Raw genomic sequence first — 17,199 nt, forward strand, 5'->3', positions numbered from 1 at the left:
ACCCTCTCGGGCTTTCCTCCGGGCGCTTCCCTTCGGTCTTGCGTCTCCGACTCTATCAGACTCTTTCGCGTCCGATTTCCTCGGTGCCTTTCAGGTTTCCGCTTCCGCGTTTCCCTTTCCGGCGAGTCCGACTCTATCAGATCCTTTCGGGCCTGATTCCCGGTCGAACTCGGGTTTGTCTTTGCGGCTGTTGGGCCGTTCCGACGAGTGAGACTTTAGCGGAATCCTGGCCCCCGACGCTAATCGGGGCTGCGCTCGTTCGAACGCGGATTCCTCATTTCGCAAAAGCGCACGGAAAGCGGCGCGACAGAGAGCGTCGCTTGCTTGTAGTGGGTCTTGCGGAATGGCTGTCCGGGGACCGGCCGAAGTCGGTGCTCACGTCGGACAACTCGGAGAACACTACGGACCGGCGGTATCCGCTGTCAACCTCGGCCCTGGACGCGTAGGCTCCTCCCCATGACTACGCGTACGTGCTTCCTTCAGTGGTGGGCCGCCTGACGGCGGCCGGCACCTACGCATGCACTCAACGGCCGCCGCTTCGGCGGCCGTTCGCGTTTCCCCCTCCGGGAGGCCGGCCGCTGGCGGCGGCTTCGACCAGGAGACGGAGAGCGGAATGACGCGGATCTTCAGCGGGATCAAGCCGACGGGCCATCTGACGCTGGGCAACTACCTCGGGGCCCTGCGGCGGTGGGTCGAGGTCGATCAGCATCAGGCGGACGCGCTGTTCAGCGTGGTCGATCTGCATGCGCTGACCGTCGAGCACGATCCCGCGCGGGTGCGCCGGCTCAGTCGGCAGGCCGCGACCCTGATGCTGGCGGCGGGGCTGGATCCCGAGCGGTGCACCGTCTTCGTACAGAGCCATGTGGACGAGCACGCTCGGCTGTCGTACGTCATGGAGTGCACGGCCACGGACGGCGAGCTGCGGCGCATGATCCAGTACAAGGAGAAGGGCGCGCGGGCGCGGGAGGCCGGGCAGAGCGTGCGGCTGTCTCTGCTGACGTATCCGGCGCTGATGGCGGCCGACATTCTGGCCTATGGAACGGACGAGGTTCCGGTGGGCGAAGACCAGACTCAGCATGTCGAGCTGGCGCGGGACCTGGCCGTGCGCTTCAACCAGCGGTACGGGCACACCTTCACCGTGCCGAAGGCGACGCATCCGCCGGTGGCCGCGCGGGTCATGGATCTGCAGGACCCGACCTCGAAGATGGGGAAGTCGCACGAGTCCGGGGCGGGGATCGTCTATCTGCTGGACGAGGCCGACGTGGTGCGCAAGAAGATCATGCGGGCCGTCACGGACAGCGGGCGCGAGGTCGAGTACGACCGGGAGAGCAGGCCGGGCGTCGCGAATCTGCTCGAGATGCTCGCGGCTTGCGAGGGTGGGAACCCAATCGAGCTGGCCGGTGTATATGAGTCGTACGGAGCGTTGAAGAAGGACGCGGCCGAGGCGGTGGTGGAGCTGCTGAGGCCGGTCAGGGAGCGGCATGCGGAGCTGGCGGCGGATCCGGGGTACGTAGACGACGTTTTGAGGAAGGGGGCGGAACGGGCCAGGGGGATGGCCCGGCCGAGGGTCGACGCGGCCTATCGGGCGATCGGGCTGCTGCCCGCGGGCTGAGGGCGCGGCTCGGGGGCGCGGCTGGGGCCGGCTGGGGCGGTGCGCGAGCGCGGGCGGAGACCGGCTGGAGCAAGGGCTCGGGCTCACCGGGGGCGGTCCTCCCGCTGCCGTGGCGGTGCGGCAGCGGGGGACGGCTGCGAGGAGGGGCGCAGGGGTCAGCCGTTGCCGGAGGCGAGTTCGCGGCTGCGGTCGCGGGCTGCCTCCAGGGCGGCGATGAGCGCCGCGCGCACGCCGTGGTTCTCGAGCTCGCGGATGGCGCTGATGGTGGTGCCGGCAGGGGAGGTGACGGCTTCGCGGAGCTTGACCGGGTGCTCGCCGCTGTCGCGGAGCATGACCGCGGCGCCGATGGCGGCCTGGACGATCAGATCGTGGGCCTGGGCGCGGGGCAGGCCGAGGAGGATGCCGGCGTCGGTCATCGCCTCGACCAGGAAGTAGAAGTAGGCCGGGCCCGAGCCGGAGAGGGCGGTGGCGGCGTCCTGCTGGGACTCGGGGACGCGGAGGGTCTTGCCGACTCCGCCGAAGATCTCTTCGGCGTGGGCGAGGTGCTCGGCCGTCGCGTGGTTGCCGGCGGAGATCACGGACATGCCCTCGTCGACGAGTACGGGGGTGTTGGGCATGACGCGGACGACGGGGGTGCCTGCGGCCAGGCGCTCCTCGATGAAGGAGGTGGGGATTCCGGCCGCTGCGCTGATCACGAGACGCTCGGCGCTGATGTGGGAGGCGAGTTCGTCGAGGAGCTTGCCCATGTCCTGGGGCTTGACGGCCAGGATGAGGGTGTCGGCGCGCTTGGCGGCCTCGGCGTTGGTGACGGGCTCGACGCCGTAGCGGGTGCGGAGCTCGTCGGCGCGATCACTGCGGCGGGTGGTGACGAGCAGGTCGGCGGGGCGCCATCCGGCGCGGATCATTCCGCTGAGGAGGGCTTCTCCGATCTTGCCCGTGCCGAGGACTGCGACTGTCTGGGTCATGGCTCTGCTCACCTCGCCGGTGGGGGTACGTGCGGCCATCCTCGCATTGGGGGCGTGCCTGTGCCGGGGCGTCCGAGGGGCGGTACGGGGCTACGGGTGAGCGCCGCGCCGCACCTCGGACGGGGCCCCGGCCGTCGGCCCGGCGCGGTCCCGGCGAAGGTCCGGGCCGGTCGGGGGGGGCTGGGAGGCCTGCGCCAGAGAGCCCGGGCTAGAGGGGGCTCGATGGCGGGATTGAGGCTGGGCTAGAGGGCGGGCTAGAGGGCGCTGAGGGAGCGCCACTCGGACCAGGACAGGTTCCAGTCGCCGTATCCGTTGCCGGGGGCGACCTGGTCCTTGGAGTTGACGACGCGGACGACGTCGCCCGGAATGACCTGCTCGTAGAAGCGCCGGGCGGTGCCGTCGGAGGCGAGGCCGACGCAGCCGTGGGTGACGTTCTGCTTGCCGGCGAAGGTGTTGGCCCGGGTGTTCTCGTGGAGGTAGGTGCCGGAGGTCGTCAGGTGGACGGCGTAGCCGTACCAGCCCTGGTAGGTGTCGGCAATGTTGACGGTGCGGGAGTCCATGAAGACCTTCCGCTGCTTGTCGAGGACCACCATCGTGCCGTTCCAGGTCTCGTAGGGCGGGCGGCCCGCGGTGATCGGGATGGTCTGGGTGGGGGCGCCGTCTTTGACGACCTTCATCTGGTGGGAGCGGACGTCGACTGTGGCGACCAGGGAGCGGGAGACGGTGAAGGAACGAGAGAGGGAGGGGCCGGCCTTGACGCTGACCTCGGTGCCCGGCTTCCAGTAGTCCTGGGGGCGGAAGTCGACGCGCTGGCCGTCGTGGAGGTTGCGGTCCTTGATCCAGGCCCAGCTGCCGGTGACTCCGGGGTTGGCGGTGACCTTCAGCTGGCGCTCGACGTCGGCGCGCTCGGCCTTGGGTATCGGGCGCTTGAAGGTGACCGATATCGGCAGGCCGACGCCGATGCGCTGGCCGTCGGCGATGTTGACGGAGGCGTCGGCCAGGTGGCCGAGGGTCGCGGCCGACAGCGGGGTGGCCGTGGGGCTGGGCGATGCGGAGGCGGAGCCGTCGGCTGCGGGGCGCTTGGGGGCCGCGGCGGCGTCCGGCGTGACGCTCCCGTTCGAGCAGCTGGTGATGGACAGCGCGCAGATGACTCCGAGCGCGGCGGTGGTGAGGTGGCGCGGCAGTCGTGACAGGCGTGACATGGATTCTCCCCCGGGGTCAGCTGGTGTGACAGCTGTGCTGGTTCGGCTTCTGTACGCACGGGAGAGAGAGGAGGTTGCACGTAGGACACGGAAATTCTCGCGGGGAACCGCGAGGGCTGTGGGGCTGTCATAGCGCTCGTGACGGAGGAGGAGTTCGACGCTTTCTACGCGACCGCGTTCCCACGGATAGTGGGGCAGCTGTACGCGTTGACGGGCGATCACGGCGAGGCCCAGGACGTGGTCCAGGAGGCTTTTGTGCGGGCCTGGGACCGGCGTGGCTCGTTTCTTGCCGAGGAGGCGCCCGAGGCGTGGATCCGCACGGTCGCGATGCGGCTCGCGGTGAGCCGCTGGCGGCGGGCGCGCCGGTGGCTGGAGCTGGTGCGGCACAATCCGCCGGCGGACCGGACGCCGGGGCCGGGACCGGAGCACACGGTGCTGGTGGAGGCGCTGCGGCAGTTGCCGGAGGCGCAGCGTCAGGCTGTGGTGCTGCATCATCTGTGTGATCTGACCATTCAGCAGATCGCTGCCGAGACGGGTTCCCCCGCGGGAACGGTCAAGGCGAGGTTGTCTCGGGGACGGGCCGCGCTGGCTCAGCTGCTGTCTCCCGAGGAGAAGGAGGAGAGTCGTGTCTGATCATGAACTCAAGTCCGCGATAAGGGAGTTGGCCGCGTCGGGCGAGACCCCGCCAGCCGTGTCCGGTGCGCAGGTACGGCGGCGGGCCGAGGCGCGCGGGCGGCGGCGCCGGGTGGTGGGCGCGGGAGTGGCCACGGTCGTGGTGTTGAGCGGCGTCGTGTTCGGGCTGCCGCGGGTGCTGGGGTCGCAGGACGAGGGGCGGCTGCCTGCGGCGCCGCCGACGACGGGGGTGGAGCCGGCTCCTTCGGTTCCGGCGCCTCCGCCGTTCACCCTGGACACGGGGAAGCGGATGCTGACGGTCAGCCGGGACGGGCTGCCGGTGCGCACGATCGAGGTGGAGTTCGACGGGGTCGCCGAGGGGCGACTGACGGTGGCCGCCAAGTCTCCGAAGCGCAAGGTGCCGACCGACAGGTACGACATGTCCAAGGACGAGGTCACCCGGAACTGGGTGGTGGAGCTGAGCCGGTCGAACGGCGGGACGGTGTACGTCTACGAGTCCGGCGAGAACGCCATCGACCTGAACGCGATCGCTGTGCCTGCCGCGGACGCGCAGTGGCTCTACGACAACTTCAAGGTCGGGGACACGGTCGCGGTGAGCTAGACGAGCTTTGTGAGAACGATGGGCTCGGGGAACTGGGCGGGCCGGGCGTGCGCGGGGGCGTAGGGCCCGTCGGGCCCGTCGGGGGTCAGGCGGTGCGGCGGCGGAGGGTGGCCGCGCCCAGGGACAGTACGAGAATCGCGCAGCCGGCGACGATCAGGACGTCGCGGGTGAAGGCGCCGGTGGCGTCCGGGTAGCGCAGGACCTCGGTCATGGCGTCGACCGCGTACGACATGGGCAGGACGTTCGAGATCGCTTCGAGGGCGGGCTGCATCTGGTCGCGCGGGGTGAACAGGCCGCAGAGCAGCAGCTGAGGGAAGATCACGGCCGGCATGAACTGGACGGCCTGGAACTCCGACGCGGCGAAGGCCGAGACGAACAGGCCGAGTGCCGTCCCCAGCAGCGCGTCGAGGAGCGCGACGAGCAGGAGCAGCCAGGGCGAGCCCACGACGTCGAGGCCCAGGGCCCACAGTGCGAGGCCGGTGGCCAGGACGGACTGGACGACGGCGACGAGGCCGAAGGCGAGGGCGTAGCCGCCGATGAGGTCGCCTTTGCCGAGGGGCATGGCGAGGAGCCGTTCGAGGGTGCCCGAGGTGCGTTCGCGCAGGGTGGCGATGGAGGCCACCAGGAACATCGTGATCAGCGGGAAGATGCCGAGCAGCGAGGCCCCGATGGAGTCGAAGGTCTGCGGGCTGCCGTCGAAGACGTAGCGCAGCAGGAACAGCATCACGCACGGCACGAGCACCATCAGCGCGATGGAGCGGGGGTCGTGGCGGAGCTGCCGCAGGACGCGGGCGGCGGTGGCGAGGGTACGGGCGGCGCTCATCGGACGTTCTCCTGCGCGGGTGAGGGCGCGGGTGCGGGTGCGCCTGAGCGGGATTGGGAGTCGGGCGCGTCCGGTCCGGCGTCGGCTGCGTTCGTTCTGGCGTCGGCCGCGTTCGCGGCGTCGACCAGGTGGAGGAACGCGTCCTCGACGGTCGCGCAGTGGGTGCGGGTGCGGAGGTCGTCCGGGGTGTCCTCGGCGAGCAGCTCGCCCTCGCGCATGAGCATGAGGCGGTGGCAGCGCTCGGCCTCGTCCATCACATGGGAGGAGACCAGAACCGTCGCACCGCGGTCGGCGGCGAGGCGGTGGAAGAGGTCCCACAGGTCGCGGCGGAGCACGGGGTCCAGGCCGACGGTGGGCTCGTCGAGGACGAGCAGTTCCGGGGTGCCGAGCAGGGCCACGGCGAGCGAGACGCGGCTGCGCTGGCCGCCGGAGAGCCGGCCGGCGAGGGAGTCGGCGTGCGAGGCGAGGGCTACGTCGTCGATGGCGCGCGTGACGTTCTCGCGGCGGACGTCGCGGTGGCGGCGGCCGGGGTAGAGGACCGAGGCGAAGTACTCGAGGTTCTGGCGGACGGTCAGGTCGTCGTACACCGACGGGGCCTGGGTGACGTAGCCGATGCGGGAGCGCAGCGAGGCGTCGCCCGCGGGCTTGCCGAGCACTTCGAGGGTGCCTGCGACGCCGGCCTGGGTGCCGACGAGGGAGCGCATCAGCGTGGACTTCCCGCAGCCGGAGGGGCCGAGCAGGCCGGTGATCTTTCCGGGCCACACGGTGAAGTCGAGGCCGCGCAGGACGGTGCGGGGGCCTCGCTGCACCGTGAGGTCGCGGGCGAGGACGGCGAGGGCGGGGGGCGACGGGTCGGGGGGCGACGGGTCGGGCACGGGGGTTGGCGCCGGGTCGGGCGTCAACGGGCCGAGGAAATTCATCATGTGATGAATACTGCGCCTGGCGGTGGGTGCCGTCAAGGGCGGGGGCGGCGGGAACGCGTTCGGACGGCGGGCTGTCCGGCGGAGGGCGGGGGCCGTGGAGCGGACGAACTGGACTGGCTCGGATAGCCGAGGCGTGGTGGCGTGGGCGGCTCGCCCGGGGCTCGACGGTGTTCGAGGTCGCTGCATGGGTGCGGTGGGAGCTGGTGGGGGCGGGGACGGGCATGCGCGCAGCGCGCAGGTTGGGTCGACCGCGATGCGTCGCGCTCGACCGCGAGGTGCTTGGAGGCCGCGGGGGCGCGGGTGAGGGCGGTGTCGGGGACGCCCTCCTCGACGCGGACGCCTATGGCGTGGCGGGCCTTGGCGCGGCGGACCCAGGCGTGGTGGACCCTGCGGGCGTGGGACCGGCGGCGGGCGGAGTGGCCGCCAGCGGCTCCGAGGGGCGGCGGAGCGACCGGCCGCGGGCCGAGTGGCGGGCGGAGTGGCCGCGTGGCCAGCGGCACCGCGTGGCGGCGGAGTGGCCAGCGGCGCCGAGTGGCAGGCGGAGCAACCGGCCGCGGGCCGTATGCCAGCGGCGGGCGGAGCGGCCGACCGCGAGCCAAGTGGTCGGCGGAGTGGTCGGCGGCGAGGGAGGTGCCGGACAGGAGGCGTACGTCGTCGCGGGGGTACGCCACGGACCGTTCCGCCGCCAGCTCGCAGGTCAGGCCGCCGACGACGGCCGCCCAGCCCCTGTGCAGCGCCTCCGCCGACTCGGCGGTCTCCGGGCGCATCGCGCTCGCCGCGACGCCGTCGCCCGTACGGCCGCCGAGGGCATCGACCAGCCAGCCGTACGGCAAGGCGCCGACCGTCGTCCATGGCGGCCCGTCGGCGAGAGGGGCCAGCGCGACAGCCCTGACCGGCGGCGTACACGCGCTCCCCGCTACACCCCCGCCCGTACGGCCGCCGAGGGCATCGACCAGCCAGCCGTACGGCAAGGCGCCGACCGTCGTCCATGGCGGCCCGTCGGGCAAGAGGGGCCAGCGCGACAGCCCCGAACAGCGGCGTGCACACGCTCCCCGCTACACCCCCGCCCGTACCGCTGCCTAGCCCGCGCGTGCGGCCATCGCGGCCCTCACAGGCTCTCGAGGTCCAGGTGCTGGAGCTTGTTCGGGTTGACGACCGCGGAGATCTCCGTGATCCGACCGTCGTGCACCGTGAACGCGAAGACGCCGGCCCGCGCGTTCGCGGAGTCGACGAAGACGACGCCGGGCGCGCCGTTCACGTCCCGTACCAGCGCGCGCATCGTCTGCGGGTCGAAGTCGCGCGTCAGACGCTGGACGAAGCGAGCGACCTTCTCGTCGCCGAGGACCGGCAGTCGGGCCGCCACCACCATGCCGCCGCCGTCCGAACGCCATACGACCTCGGGGTCCAGGACCTCCAGCAGCCCCTCGAAGTCCCCGCCCATCACCGCCGTCAGGAACGCGTCGACCGTCCGCCGGTGCTCGTCCCGGTCGACCGAGCGGCGCGGCGCCTCCGCCCGTACGCGACGGCGGGCGCGCGAGGCGAGCTGCCGTACGGAGTCGGAGGTGCGGCCCACCACGTCGGCTATCTCCGGGAAGGGCACGGCGAACACGTCGTGCAGGATGAAGGCGGTGCGCTCGGCCGGAGTGAGGCGTTCCAGCACGGTCAGCAGCGCCACGCCGACGGACTCGTCGAGCGTGACGCGGTCCTGCGGGTCCTCGGGCCCCTCGGCGGCGACGGTCACGACCGGCTCCGGCAGCCAGGGACCGACGTACGCCTCCCGCCGGGCGCGGGCCGAACCGAGCTGGTCGTAGCAGATGCGGCTGACCACGGTCGTCAGATACGCCCGCGGGTCCTCCGCCTCGCCGTCCGGCAGGGACTCCCAGCGCAGCCAGGACTCCTGTACGGCGTCTTCGGCGTCCGCGACGGAGCCGGTGATGCGGTACGCGATGCCCCACAGACGGCTGCGCTGCTTCTCGAATTCGGCCAGCTCGGCCATATTCGGCCCTCCCTCTGCTGCTGACGGCGCCTATGGGCGGCGCCTACTGGGTGGACGGTTCGGGCGCACGGGTTGTGACACCGCCGCGCGGGATGTGACACCACCGCGCGGAGTGCGACGCGGCTCCGTGGAATGCGACGCCCCGACCGAGCGAGCGACTCGGCGGCGTCTCCTATGGAGTGCGGCGCAGCGGCACAGGTCCCGCCCTGCCCCGCCCGGTGTACGGCGCGGAAGCCTCACGCAGGACGGCATGGACGTCCCACGGGAGCGGCGGCCGCGACGCACACGGCCCATCCTGGCTGAAAATCGGCTATTTGCGCCTGGGCTTGCCGCTCTTTCCCTTGCGGGCGGCGGGGTTGCCGGTACGGGCGTTGCGACGCTTCTCGTACTGGCTGCGGGCCGTCTCGTACTCCTCGCGGCGCAGCTTCTCTCCGGGCGCCTCGGCGAGCGAGCGGAGGAAGTAGGCGAGCAGCACGCCCACGAAGCCGATGGCCTTCAGGCTGCGCAGGGAGTCCTCGGCGGCTGAGCGCGCGGCGCGGCGCGTGAAGCTCTCCCACGTCTTGCGGAAGGCGATGGCGCTGCAGATCGCGAACATGACGACGACCAGGATGTTCACGAAGCCGCCGACGTCGGCGACGGCCAGGCCCTGGTAGGCGAAGCGCAGGACGAAGCAGCCGGCGACGGCGGCGGCCAGCGAGCCGGCCGCCACGCCGACGCGGCGGAGCCCGTAGCCCCCGTCGCGGCCCACCCAGGTCGTGCCGAAGAAACGGATGGGCTCGGGCTGCGGGCCGCCGCCGCTCTCGCCGCCGGCGCCTCTGCTGCTGGCTCTACCGGTGCTCGTGCTGCTGTTACTGCTGGTGCTTCCGCTGCTGTTTCCGCCGGTGCTTCTGCTGGCGCTTCTGCGGGTGTCGTCGGTGCGGTCGTTCCCGGTCTGCTCGCTCACAGGGGCGATTATCCCTGGGCGCCCCCGGGTGAGGTGTGCCGTGGGTCAGGAGCAGCGGATGGTCACATAGCCGTCACTGCCCGTGTTCACATACGCGTCCGAGACGAACTGCCCGTTGGCGATGTTGTCCCACAGGTTGGTCGTGCCGTACGGCCCGCTGATCCGCTCCCCCGGCTTCTGGCAGTTGATCGGGACGCGGGCGCCGTACGGCAGCGTCTTGACGAGCTGGTAGTTCGTGCCGGGGCCGCTGCGGACGTTCACGCGGTGGCCCGGCGCGACCGGGTAGCGCTTCGAGCCGAGCGCCTCGTCGGCGGCGTCCAGAGCCTCGACCGCCTCCGCGGACGCCGTCCCCGTCTGACTCTGCACCTCTTCAACAGCCATCGATATCTCCCCCGTTGTGGTGTGTGTGCCGTTCGCCGCGCAGGCTAGCAAGGTATGGCTGGTTCGCACGCATCATCGACTAGGCTCCGTGCGTCGCGGGTGCGCACCGAAAAAACGGGGGTGGGCGATGCCGCCGCTGCGCAGTGCCGGTCCGTTCCCGGAAGCGGAGCATCCGGAGTACGCCGGGCAGTACCGGCTCGAGTCATGTCTCGGCACCGGCGGCATGGGCGTGGTCCATCTGGCCGAATCCGCCTCGGGACTCCGTCTCGCCGTCAAGGTCATCCATGCCGAGCACGCCACGGATCCCGAGTTCAGGGCACGCTTTCAGCAGGAGGTCGCAGCTGCCCGCCGGGTCAGCGGCGCGTTCACCGCGCCCGTCGTCGACGCCGACCCGGAGGCCGAACGGCCTTGGATGGCCACGCTGTTCATCGAGGGCCCCACGCTCGCCGAGCGGGTCAAGCGGAACGGGCCGCTGAGCTCCCAGGAACTGCGCAGGGCTGGTGCCGGCCTCGCCGAGGCGCTGCGCGACATCCACCGCGTCGGCGTGGTCCACCGGGATCTGAAGCCGAGCAACGTGCTGCTCGCGCCCGACGGGCCCAAGGTGATCGACTTCGGCATCTCCCGTCCCAAGGACAGCGATCTGCGGACGGAGACGGGGAAGCTGATCGGCACGCCTCCCTTCATGGCGCCCGAGCAGTTCCAGCGTCCGCGCGAGGTCGGACCGGCCGCGGACGTGTTCGCGCTCGGCGCGGTGCTGGTGCACGCGGCGACCGGGCGTGGGCCGTTCGACTCGGACAGCCCGTACATCGTGGCGTACCAGGTCGTCCACAACGAGCCCGACTTGGCGGGTGTGCCGGAGGACCTGGCGCCGCTGTTCCTCCGCTGTCTGGCGAAGGACCCGGACGAGCGGCCGACCCCGGACGAGTTGATGGTGGCGCTGCGGGCGTCCTCGCCCTCGGCGTCGTACGACACCCAGGCCTACATACCGCTGCAGCGGACGCCGGAGCCGGGCGAGAGCGCGGGATCGGGTGAGGGCGCAGGATCGGACGAGGGTGGGGGTGCGGGGTCCGGGGCGGCTGTTGCTGCCTCCGCCGCGCCGCGGGAGCGGCGAGGGAAGCGGAGTGGGAAGCGGAGTGGGAAGGCGCGGTGGCTGGCCGTCGGGGCCGCTATAGCGGTGCTGGTCGCCGCCGGGGTCGTCGTGAGCTCTATAGCCGAAGGCGAGCCCGCGCCTCGGTCCTCGGCCGCCGGCCCGCGCGCCGAGCAGGGCTTCCAGCCCTGGAGCGTCGCTCTGCGCGGAGGCGACGGCGAGAACAGGATGCCGGTCTGCGCGGCCGCGGGCTCCGGGCTCTACTGCACCGCCCCCGGGATCAAGGCCGCCCGGCTCGACCCCGCCGACGGCAGGGCCGTCTGGTCGTCGGAGGCCGGGGGCGGCAAGACGCAGACCGACGCGGGCATGACCCCCGTGCTCTCCGGAGGGCTGCTGCACATCGTGACGCCCGGCGGAGGCCGGCTGGAGGCGCTCGACCCGGAGTCCGGGAAGGTGCGTTGGAGCCGTGACCTCTCCCAGTACTCCAACGTCCGGCACGCCGGCGACGTGGTGCTGCTCGTCGCCGCCAGCGGGCTGGTGCGGGCGCTCGACTCCGCGACCGGCGAGGAGCGGTGGACGCGCCAGCGCGGCACCGGCCCCTCCGAGTGGATGTCGTCGCCGGGGCAGGGCGGCCTCGCGCTCGTCGCGGCGGTGTCCGCCGACGGTACGACCACCCTGGTCAGCGCGGTCGATCCGAGCAACGGCGACGCGCTCTGGGAGAAGCGGGTCAAGGGGGCGCTGAGCCCGGTGGGGCTCGTGGACGGGGTGTCGTATCTGCTCTCCGCCGACACCGACGGGTACACGGACGCGGTCGTACGGATCGACGCCCGGGGCGGTACTGCTGCTGTACGGCGGATCAAGCTGCCCGTGCGGGTGGACCAGGCGCAGGCGACCGTGGCCGGCGGGACCGTCTATCTGAGCGGCTCCGGGGGCGCCCTCGTCGCGCTCGACACGGCGCGCAAGAAGAACGCGCAGCTATGGCGGCTGGAAACCCAGGTCACGCATCTCTCGCGGCCGACGGCGGACGGGAGCGCGGTCTATGTGTCGGCGGGCGACGGGCGGCTGCTGGCGGTGGACGCGCGGCGCGGGGAGCTGATCGGGCAGACGAAGCCGCGGATGGACGATGGGCGCTATACGTTCTCGTCGGTGCTGCCGGCGCCGGTGGCGCAGGGGGGACGGGTGTTCGGCACGGCGCCGAATGGGTCGGTGTTCGGGGTGGGGGCGGGGGAGCCGGGGCGGTGGTGAGGGGTGGGGGGGGCGGCGGCCTCAGGGTCCTCTCGCCTCAAACGCCGGCGGGGCTGAGGACTGCTCGGGCAGCCCGCGCCTCAAACGCCGGCGGGGCTTGAAACGTCGGCCTGGCCCGCGGGGCTCTGCCCCGGACCCCGCGCCTCAATCGCCGGCGAGGCTGACATGGCCCGCCCCCAAACGCCGCCGGAGCTGAGGTGGGTCGCCTCAAGCGCCGGCGGGGCTGAGACGGGCTACGGGAGTTGGGAGACGTCCCTGACCGCGCCCTTGTCCGCGCTCGTTGCCATCGCCGCGTATGCGCGCAGGGCCGCCGAGACCTTGCGGTCGCGGGACTTGGGGGCGTAGACGCCGGCCAGGGCCTCGCGGCGGGTTGCCAGGTCGGCGTCCGAGACGAGGAGTTCGATCGAGCGGTTGGGGATGTCGATGCGGATGCGGTCGCCGTCCTCGACGAGTGCGATCGCGCCGCCCGAGGCCGCCTCCGGGGACGCGTGGCCGATGGACAGGCCCGAGGTGCCGCCGGAGAAGCGGCCGTCGGTGACCAGTGCGCAGGCCTTGCCCAGGCCGCGGCCCTTGAGGAAGGACGTCGGGTAGAGCATCTCCTGCATGCCGGGTCCGCCGCGCGGGCCCTCGTAGCGGATGACGACGACGTCGCCCTCCTTGATCTGCTTCGTGAGGATCTTCTCGACCGCCTCGTCCTGCGACTCGCACACGACGGCCGGGCCCTCGAAGGTCCAGATCGACTCGTCGACGCCGGCGGTCTTCACGACGCAGCCGTCCACGGCCAGGTTGCCCTTCAGCACGGCGAGGCCGCCGTCCTTGGAGTAGGCGTGCTCGACGTCGCGGATGCAGCCGCCGGCGGCGTCCACGTCGAGGGACGCCCAGCGCTCGGACTGCGAGAACGCGGTCGCGGACCGCACGCAGCCCGGCGCGGCGTGCCACATCTCGACGGCCTCGGCGGACGGCGAACCGCCGCGCACGTCCCAGGTCTTGAGCCAGTCGGCGAGGGAGGAGGAGTGGACTGAGTGGACGTCCTCGTTGAGCATGCCGCCGCGGTAGAGCTCGCCGAGGATGGCGGGGATGCCGCCGGCGCGGTGCACGTCCTCCATGTAGTACGTGCCGCCGGGCGCGATGTTCGGGGCGACCTTGGCCAGGCACGGGACGCGGCGCGAGACCTGGTCGATGTCCTTGAGGTCGTAGTCGAGCTCGGCCTCCTGCGCCGCGGCCAGCAGGTGCAGGATCGTGTTGGTGGAGCCGCCCATGGCGATGTCGAGCGCCATAGCGTTCTCGAAGGCCTCGCGGGTGGCGATGTTGCGCGGCAGGACGGACTCGTCGTCCTGCTCGTAGTAGCGCTTGGCGATCTCGACGACCGTGCGGCCGGCCTCCTCGTACAGCGCCTTGCGGGCGGTGTGCGTGGCGAGCACGGAGCCGTTGCCCGGCAGGGACAGGCCCATGGCCTCGGTCAGGCAGTTCATCGAGTTGGCGGTGAACATGCCCGAACAGGAGCCGCAGGTCGGGCAGGCGTTCTCCTCGATGCGCAGCACGTCCTCGTCCGAGACGTTCTCGTCGACCGCGTCGACGATCGCGTTGATCAGGTCGAGCTTGCGGACCGTGCCGTCGACCAGGGTGGCCTGGCCGGCCTCCATGGGGCCGCCGGAGACGAAGACCACCGGGATGTTCAGCCGCAGGGCGGCCATCAGCATGCCGGGGGTGATCTTGTCGCAGTTGGAGATGCAGATCAGCGCGTCGGCGCAGTGCGCCTCGACCATGTACTCGACGCTGTCCGCGATCAGGTCGCGGGAGGGCAGGGAGTACAGCATTCCGGCGTGGCCCATGGCGATGCCGTCGTCGACGGCGATCGTGTTGAACTCACGCGGCACCGCGCCCGCCGCCAGGATGGCGTCGGAGACGATCCGGCCGACCGGGGCGAGGTGCGTGTGGCCGGGCACGAACTCGGTGAAGGAGTTGGCCACCGCGATGATCGGCTTGCCGATGTCCGCGCTGGCTACGCCCGACGCCCGCATAAGGGCGCGGGCGCCCGCCATGTTCCGGCCGTGGGTGACAGTGCGGGACCGCAGCTCGGGCATCGTCGCTCGCTCCTTCAGACAGATAGGACTGCATTCGAGCGTACGCCGGTGCTCCAAGATCTGGACACTCTGTCCGCTATGCGGGACGCACGGCTCACGCTTCGGTCAGATACCGCTGGAGGGTCGGCGACACGGTCGCGATGATCTCCTCGGGATCCGCCGAGGCCAGCGGCTCCACCTTGATCACATACCGCAGTATCGCGATCCCGATCATGTGCGCCGCCGCCAGCTCCGCGCGGAACTTCGGATTCGGCACGTCGAGCTCGCCCGCGATGCGCTCGAGCAGCCGCCGCAGCACGAAGCCCCGCAGGACCTTGGCCGCGGCCTCGTGGGTGAGCGCGGAACGGATGATCGCCAGCAGCGGGGCCCTGGTCGCCGGGTTCTCCCACACACCGATGAAGTAGCGGGCGAGCCGCTCGCCTACGCCCTCCGCGCCCTGGCCCAGCACCGCGGGCAGCACCAGGGCCGGCTCGAAGGAGACCTCGATGGCGGCCGCGAAGACCTCGTCCTTCGTGCCGAAGTAGTGGTGCACGAGCGCGGCGTCCACGCCCGCCGCCTTGGCGATGCCGCGGACGGTGGTCTTGTCGTAGCCGCGCTCGGCGAACTCCGTGCGGGCCGCCTCCAGAATCCGGTCCCGGGCGCCGGGGCCGGTCTCGGAGTCGGTACGGGCGGGGCGGCCGCGCCGCCTCGGGCTCGGGCTTGCGGTCGGGTTCGGGCTTTTGCTCGGGCTCGGGCTTGCCTTCGGGCTCGGGCTCGGGCTCGCGGTCGGGCTTTTACCCGGGCTCGGGCTCGTACTGCTGGTACGGCTGGGCTTGGCGGTGCTGCCCTTGCCGTCGCCGTTCCCGCCGCTCTCGCCGTTCTCGCCGCCGTCGGCCGCGCCGCCCTTCATGACCGGCTGATCCCGGACGCGGCGGAGGCCAGGTGCAGCCGAGTGAACGCGAGAGCCTCGGCGAGGTCCGCCTCCCGCTCGGCCGCGGACATCGCCCGGCGGGTGTTGACCTCGATGACGACATGCCCGTCGAAGCCGCTTCGGGCCAGTCGCTCCAGGAGCTCCGCGCACGGCTGGTCGCCGCGGCCCGGGACCAGGTGCTCGTCCTTCGCCGAGCCCTTGCCGTCGGCGAGGTGGACGTGCGCCAGGCGGCCGCCCATCCGGTCGACCATGGCCAGCGTGTCCGTACGGGACGTGGCCGTGTGCGAGAGGTCGATCGTGAAGTGGCGGTAGTCCTCTTTGGTGACGTCCCAGTCAGGGGCGTACGCGAGCATCTCGCGGTCTCTATAGCGCCACGGATACATGTTCTCGACAGCGAACCGCACGTCCGTCTCGTCCGCCATCCGCCAGATGCCCGCCACGAAGTCGCGGGCGTACTGCCGCTGCCAGCGGAACGGCGGATGCACGACGACCGTCGACGCGCCGAGCTTCTCCGCGGCCGCCTGGGCGCGCTGGAGCTTGACCCACGGATCGGTGGACCAGACGCGCTGGGTGATCAGCAGACACGGCGCGTGGACGGCGTGGATGGGGACCTGGTGGTAGTCGGAGAGCCGGCGCAGGGCCTCGATGTCCTGGCTGACGGGGTCGGTCCAGACCATGACCTCGACGCCGTCGTAGCCCAGGCGCGCGGCGATCTCGAAGGCCGTCGCCGTGGACTCCGGGTAGACGGAAGCCGTCGACAGGACAACCTTCGCATCCGGGATGCGCACCACTGGTTCTGCCACGAGGGACAGCGTACGGGCCCTCGCTAGGACGTCGGGAGGTGGTCCAGGCGACGCAGAATGACGCCCTCCCGCAGCGCCCAGGGACAGATCTCGAGCTCCTCGGCCCCGAACAGGTCCATCGCGCCCTCCGCGACCAGCGCCCCGGCCAGCAGCTGGCGGGCGCGGCCCTCGGAGACGCCGGGCAGGTCGGCGCGCTGTTCGACCGTCATGGCGGAGAGCTTGGGCACCCACTCCTCGAGTGATCTACGGCTCAGTTCCCGCTGGACGTAGAGCCCGTCGGTGGAACGCGCTGCGCCGGCGATCCGCGCCAGCTGCTTGAACGTCTTGGACGTGGCGACGATGTGGTCCGGCCGTCCGAAGCGGCTGAACTCGCCGACCGTACGAGCGATCTGCGCCCGCACATGGCGGCGCAGCGCCTTCACGTCCTGCGGGTCGGGCGGGTCGCCGGGCAGCATGCCGGCGGTCAGCCGGCCGGCGCCGAGGGGGAGGGAGACGGCGGCGTCCGGCTCCTCGTCGATTCCGTACGCGATCTCCAGGGAGCCGCCGCCGATGTCCAGGACCAGCAGCTTCCCCGCGGACCAGCCGAACCAGCGGCGGGCGGCCAGAAAGGTGAGCCTCGCCTCCTCCTCGCCGGTGAGCACGTCGAGGTCCACGCCGGTCTCGCTCTTGACCCGGGACAGGACCCCGTCGGCGTTGCGCGCCTCGCGCACGGCGGAGGTCGCGAAGGCCAGGACCTCCTCGCAGCCCTTGTCCTCCGCTGCCTGAACGGCCCCCTGGACGACCTCGATCAGGCGGTCCACGCCGTGCGGGCCGATGGCGCCGTCGCCGTCGAGCAGTTCGGCGAGGCGCAGCTCGGCCTTGTGGGAATGGGCGGGCTGCGGGCGCGCGCCGGGGTGGGCGTCCACCACCAGCAGATGAACCGTGTTCGAACCGACGTCGAGGACTCCGAGTCTCATGGGAGGAACGCTACTGCGGCTGCGGACATACGCTG

15 protein-coding genes and 1 pseudogene are annotated in these 17,199 nt (G+C 71.8%); 5 read left to right on the forward strand and 11 right to left on the reverse strand.

Going from position 1 to position 17,199, the window contains the following annotated elements; all coding sequences use genetic code 11:
• Window positions 1-613: 613 nt before the first annotated feature.
• Entirely contained in the window at window positions 614-1,612 is a 999-nt protein-coding gene (trpS, locus tag AB0M39_RS21265) for a tryptophan--tRNA ligase (protein ID WP_365366555.1), read from the forward strand.
• Between the two features lie 155 nt (window positions 1,613-1,767).
• On the opposite strand, the gene proC is transcribed toward trpS, so the two are convergent.
• Window positions 1,768-2,577, reverse strand: coding sequence for a pyrroline-5-carboxylate reductase (proC, locus tag AB0M39_RS21270; protein ID WP_365366557.1), 810 nt, complete (start codon window positions 2,575-2,577; stop codon window positions 1,768-1,770).
• A gap of 254 nt (window positions 2,578-2,831) precedes the next feature.
• Window positions 2,832-3,779 (reverse strand): L,D-transpeptidase, encoded by a 948-nt coding sequence (locus AB0M39_RS21275; protein WP_365366559.1) that lies wholly within the window; start codon window positions 3,777-3,779, stop codon window positions 2,832-2,834.
• A gap of 138 nt (window positions 3,780-3,917) precedes the next feature.
• On the opposite strand from AB0M39_RS21275, the gene AB0M39_RS21280 reads away from it, so the two are divergent.
• Both AB0M39_RS21280 and AB0M39_RS21285 read left to right on the forward strand, forming a co-directional pair.
• On the forward strand, window positions 3,918-4,412 hold the full coding sequence (locus tag AB0M39_RS21280) for a SigE family RNA polymerase sigma factor (protein ID WP_365366561.1): 495 nt from the start codon (window positions 3,918-3,920) through the stop codon (window positions 4,410-4,412).
• Window positions 4,405-5,013: a hypothetical protein gene (locus tag AB0M39_RS21285; RefSeq protein ID WP_365366563.1), complete on the forward strand. Its 609-nt coding sequence runs from the start codon at window positions 4,405-4,407 to the stop codon at window positions 5,011-5,013. The genes AB0M39_RS21280 and AB0M39_RS21285 overlap by 8 nt, the downstream gene beginning before the upstream one ends.
• An 85-nt stretch (window positions 5,014-5,098) precedes the next feature.
• Here the strand turns inward: AB0M39_RS21285 and AB0M39_RS21290 are convergent, their stop codons facing one another.
• Both AB0M39_RS21290 and AB0M39_RS21295 read right to left on the reverse strand, forming a co-directional pair.
• Complete coding sequence (locus tag AB0M39_RS21290; RefSeq protein WP_365366565.1) at window positions 5,099-5,836, reverse strand: ABC transporter permease; 738 nt, start codon at window positions 5,834-5,836, stop codon at window positions 5,099-5,101.
• The gene (locus AB0M39_RS21295) at window positions 5,833-6,759 is read right to left on the reverse strand and encodes an ABC transporter ATP-binding protein (RefSeq protein ID WP_365366567.1); all 927 of its coding nucleotides are present in this window, start codon (window positions 6,757-6,759) and stop codon (window positions 5,833-5,835) included. The genes AB0M39_RS21290 and AB0M39_RS21295 overlap by 4 nt, the downstream gene beginning before the upstream one ends.
• Before the next feature lie 630 nt (window positions 6,760-7,389).
• Here AB0M39_RS21295 and AB0M39_RS21300 point away from each other — a divergent pair.
• Window positions 7,390-7,842 (forward strand): hypothetical protein, encoded by a 453-nt coding sequence (locus AB0M39_RS21300; protein WP_365366569.1) that lies wholly within the window; start codon window positions 7,390-7,392, stop codon window positions 7,840-7,842.
• A 25-nt stretch (window positions 7,843-7,867) separates the two neighbouring features.
• Here AB0M39_RS21300 and sigJ read toward each other — a convergent pair whose 3' ends face one another.
• The 3 genes from sigJ to AB0M39_RS21315 all read right to left on the reverse strand — a co-directional run bounded on the left by sigJ (window position 7,868) and on the right by AB0M39_RS21315 (window position 10,079).
• Complete coding sequence (sigJ, locus tag AB0M39_RS21305; protein ID WP_365366571.1) at window positions 7,868-8,755, reverse strand: RNA polymerase sigma factor SigJ; 888 nt, start codon at window positions 8,753-8,755, stop codon at window positions 7,868-7,870.
• Between the two features lie 310 nt (window positions 8,756-9,065).
• Window positions 9,066-9,527 (reverse strand): hypothetical protein, encoded by a 462-nt coding sequence (locus AB0M39_RS21310; RefSeq protein WP_365366666.1) that lies wholly within the window; start codon window positions 9,525-9,527, stop codon window positions 9,066-9,068.
• 216 nt (window positions 9,528-9,743) lie between these two features.
• Window positions 9,744-10,079, reverse strand: a complete 336-nt coding sequence (locus tag AB0M39_RS21315; RefSeq protein ID WP_365366573.1) for a peptidase — start codon at window positions 10,077-10,079, stop codon at window positions 9,744-9,746.
• A gap of 127 nt (window positions 10,080-10,206) precedes the next feature.
• On the opposite strand from AB0M39_RS21315, the gene AB0M39_RS21320 reads away from it, so the two are divergent.
• Window positions 10,207-12,411 carry a serine/threonine-protein kinase gene (locus AB0M39_RS21320; RefSeq protein WP_365366575.1) on the forward strand — a complete coding sequence of 735 codons (2,205 nt, stop codon included), beginning with the start codon at window positions 10,207-10,209 and terminating at the stop codon, window positions 12,409-12,411.
• Between the two features lie 233 nt (window positions 12,412-12,644).
• Here AB0M39_RS21320 and ilvD read toward each other — a convergent pair whose 3' ends face one another.
• The 4 genes and pseudogenes from ilvD to AB0M39_RS21340 form a co-directional block, all read right to left on the reverse strand.
• Window positions 12,645-14,495, reverse strand: a complete 1,851-nt coding sequence (gene ilvD / locus AB0M39_RS21325; RefSeq protein ID WP_365366578.1) for a dihydroxy-acid dehydratase — start codon at window positions 14,493-14,495, stop codon at window positions 12,645-12,647.
• Window positions 14,496-14,589: 94 nt separating this feature from the next.
• Window positions 14,590-15,192, reverse strand: a pseudogene (locus AB0M39_RS21330) (TetR family transcriptional regulator); the annotation flags it as partial.
• A gap of 188 nt (window positions 15,193-15,380) precedes the next feature.
• Entirely contained in the window at window positions 15,381-16,208 is an 828-nt protein-coding gene (locus AB0M39_RS21335; protein WP_365366580.1) for a sugar phosphate isomerase/epimerase, read from the reverse strand.
• A 23-nt stretch (window positions 16,209-16,231) separates the two neighbouring features.
• Window positions 16,232-17,164 (reverse strand): Ppx/GppA phosphatase family protein, encoded by a 933-nt coding sequence (locus AB0M39_RS21340; RefSeq protein WP_365366582.1) that lies wholly within the window; start codon window positions 17,162-17,164, stop codon window positions 16,232-16,234.
• Between the last annotated feature and the right edge of the window lie 35 nt (window positions 17,165-17,199).

This window comes from Streptomyces sp. NPDC051907 (assembly GCF_040681075.1).
In the GTDB taxonomy this organism is placed as follows: Bacteria; Actinomycetota; Actinomycetes; order Streptomycetales; family Streptomycetaceae; genus Streptomyces.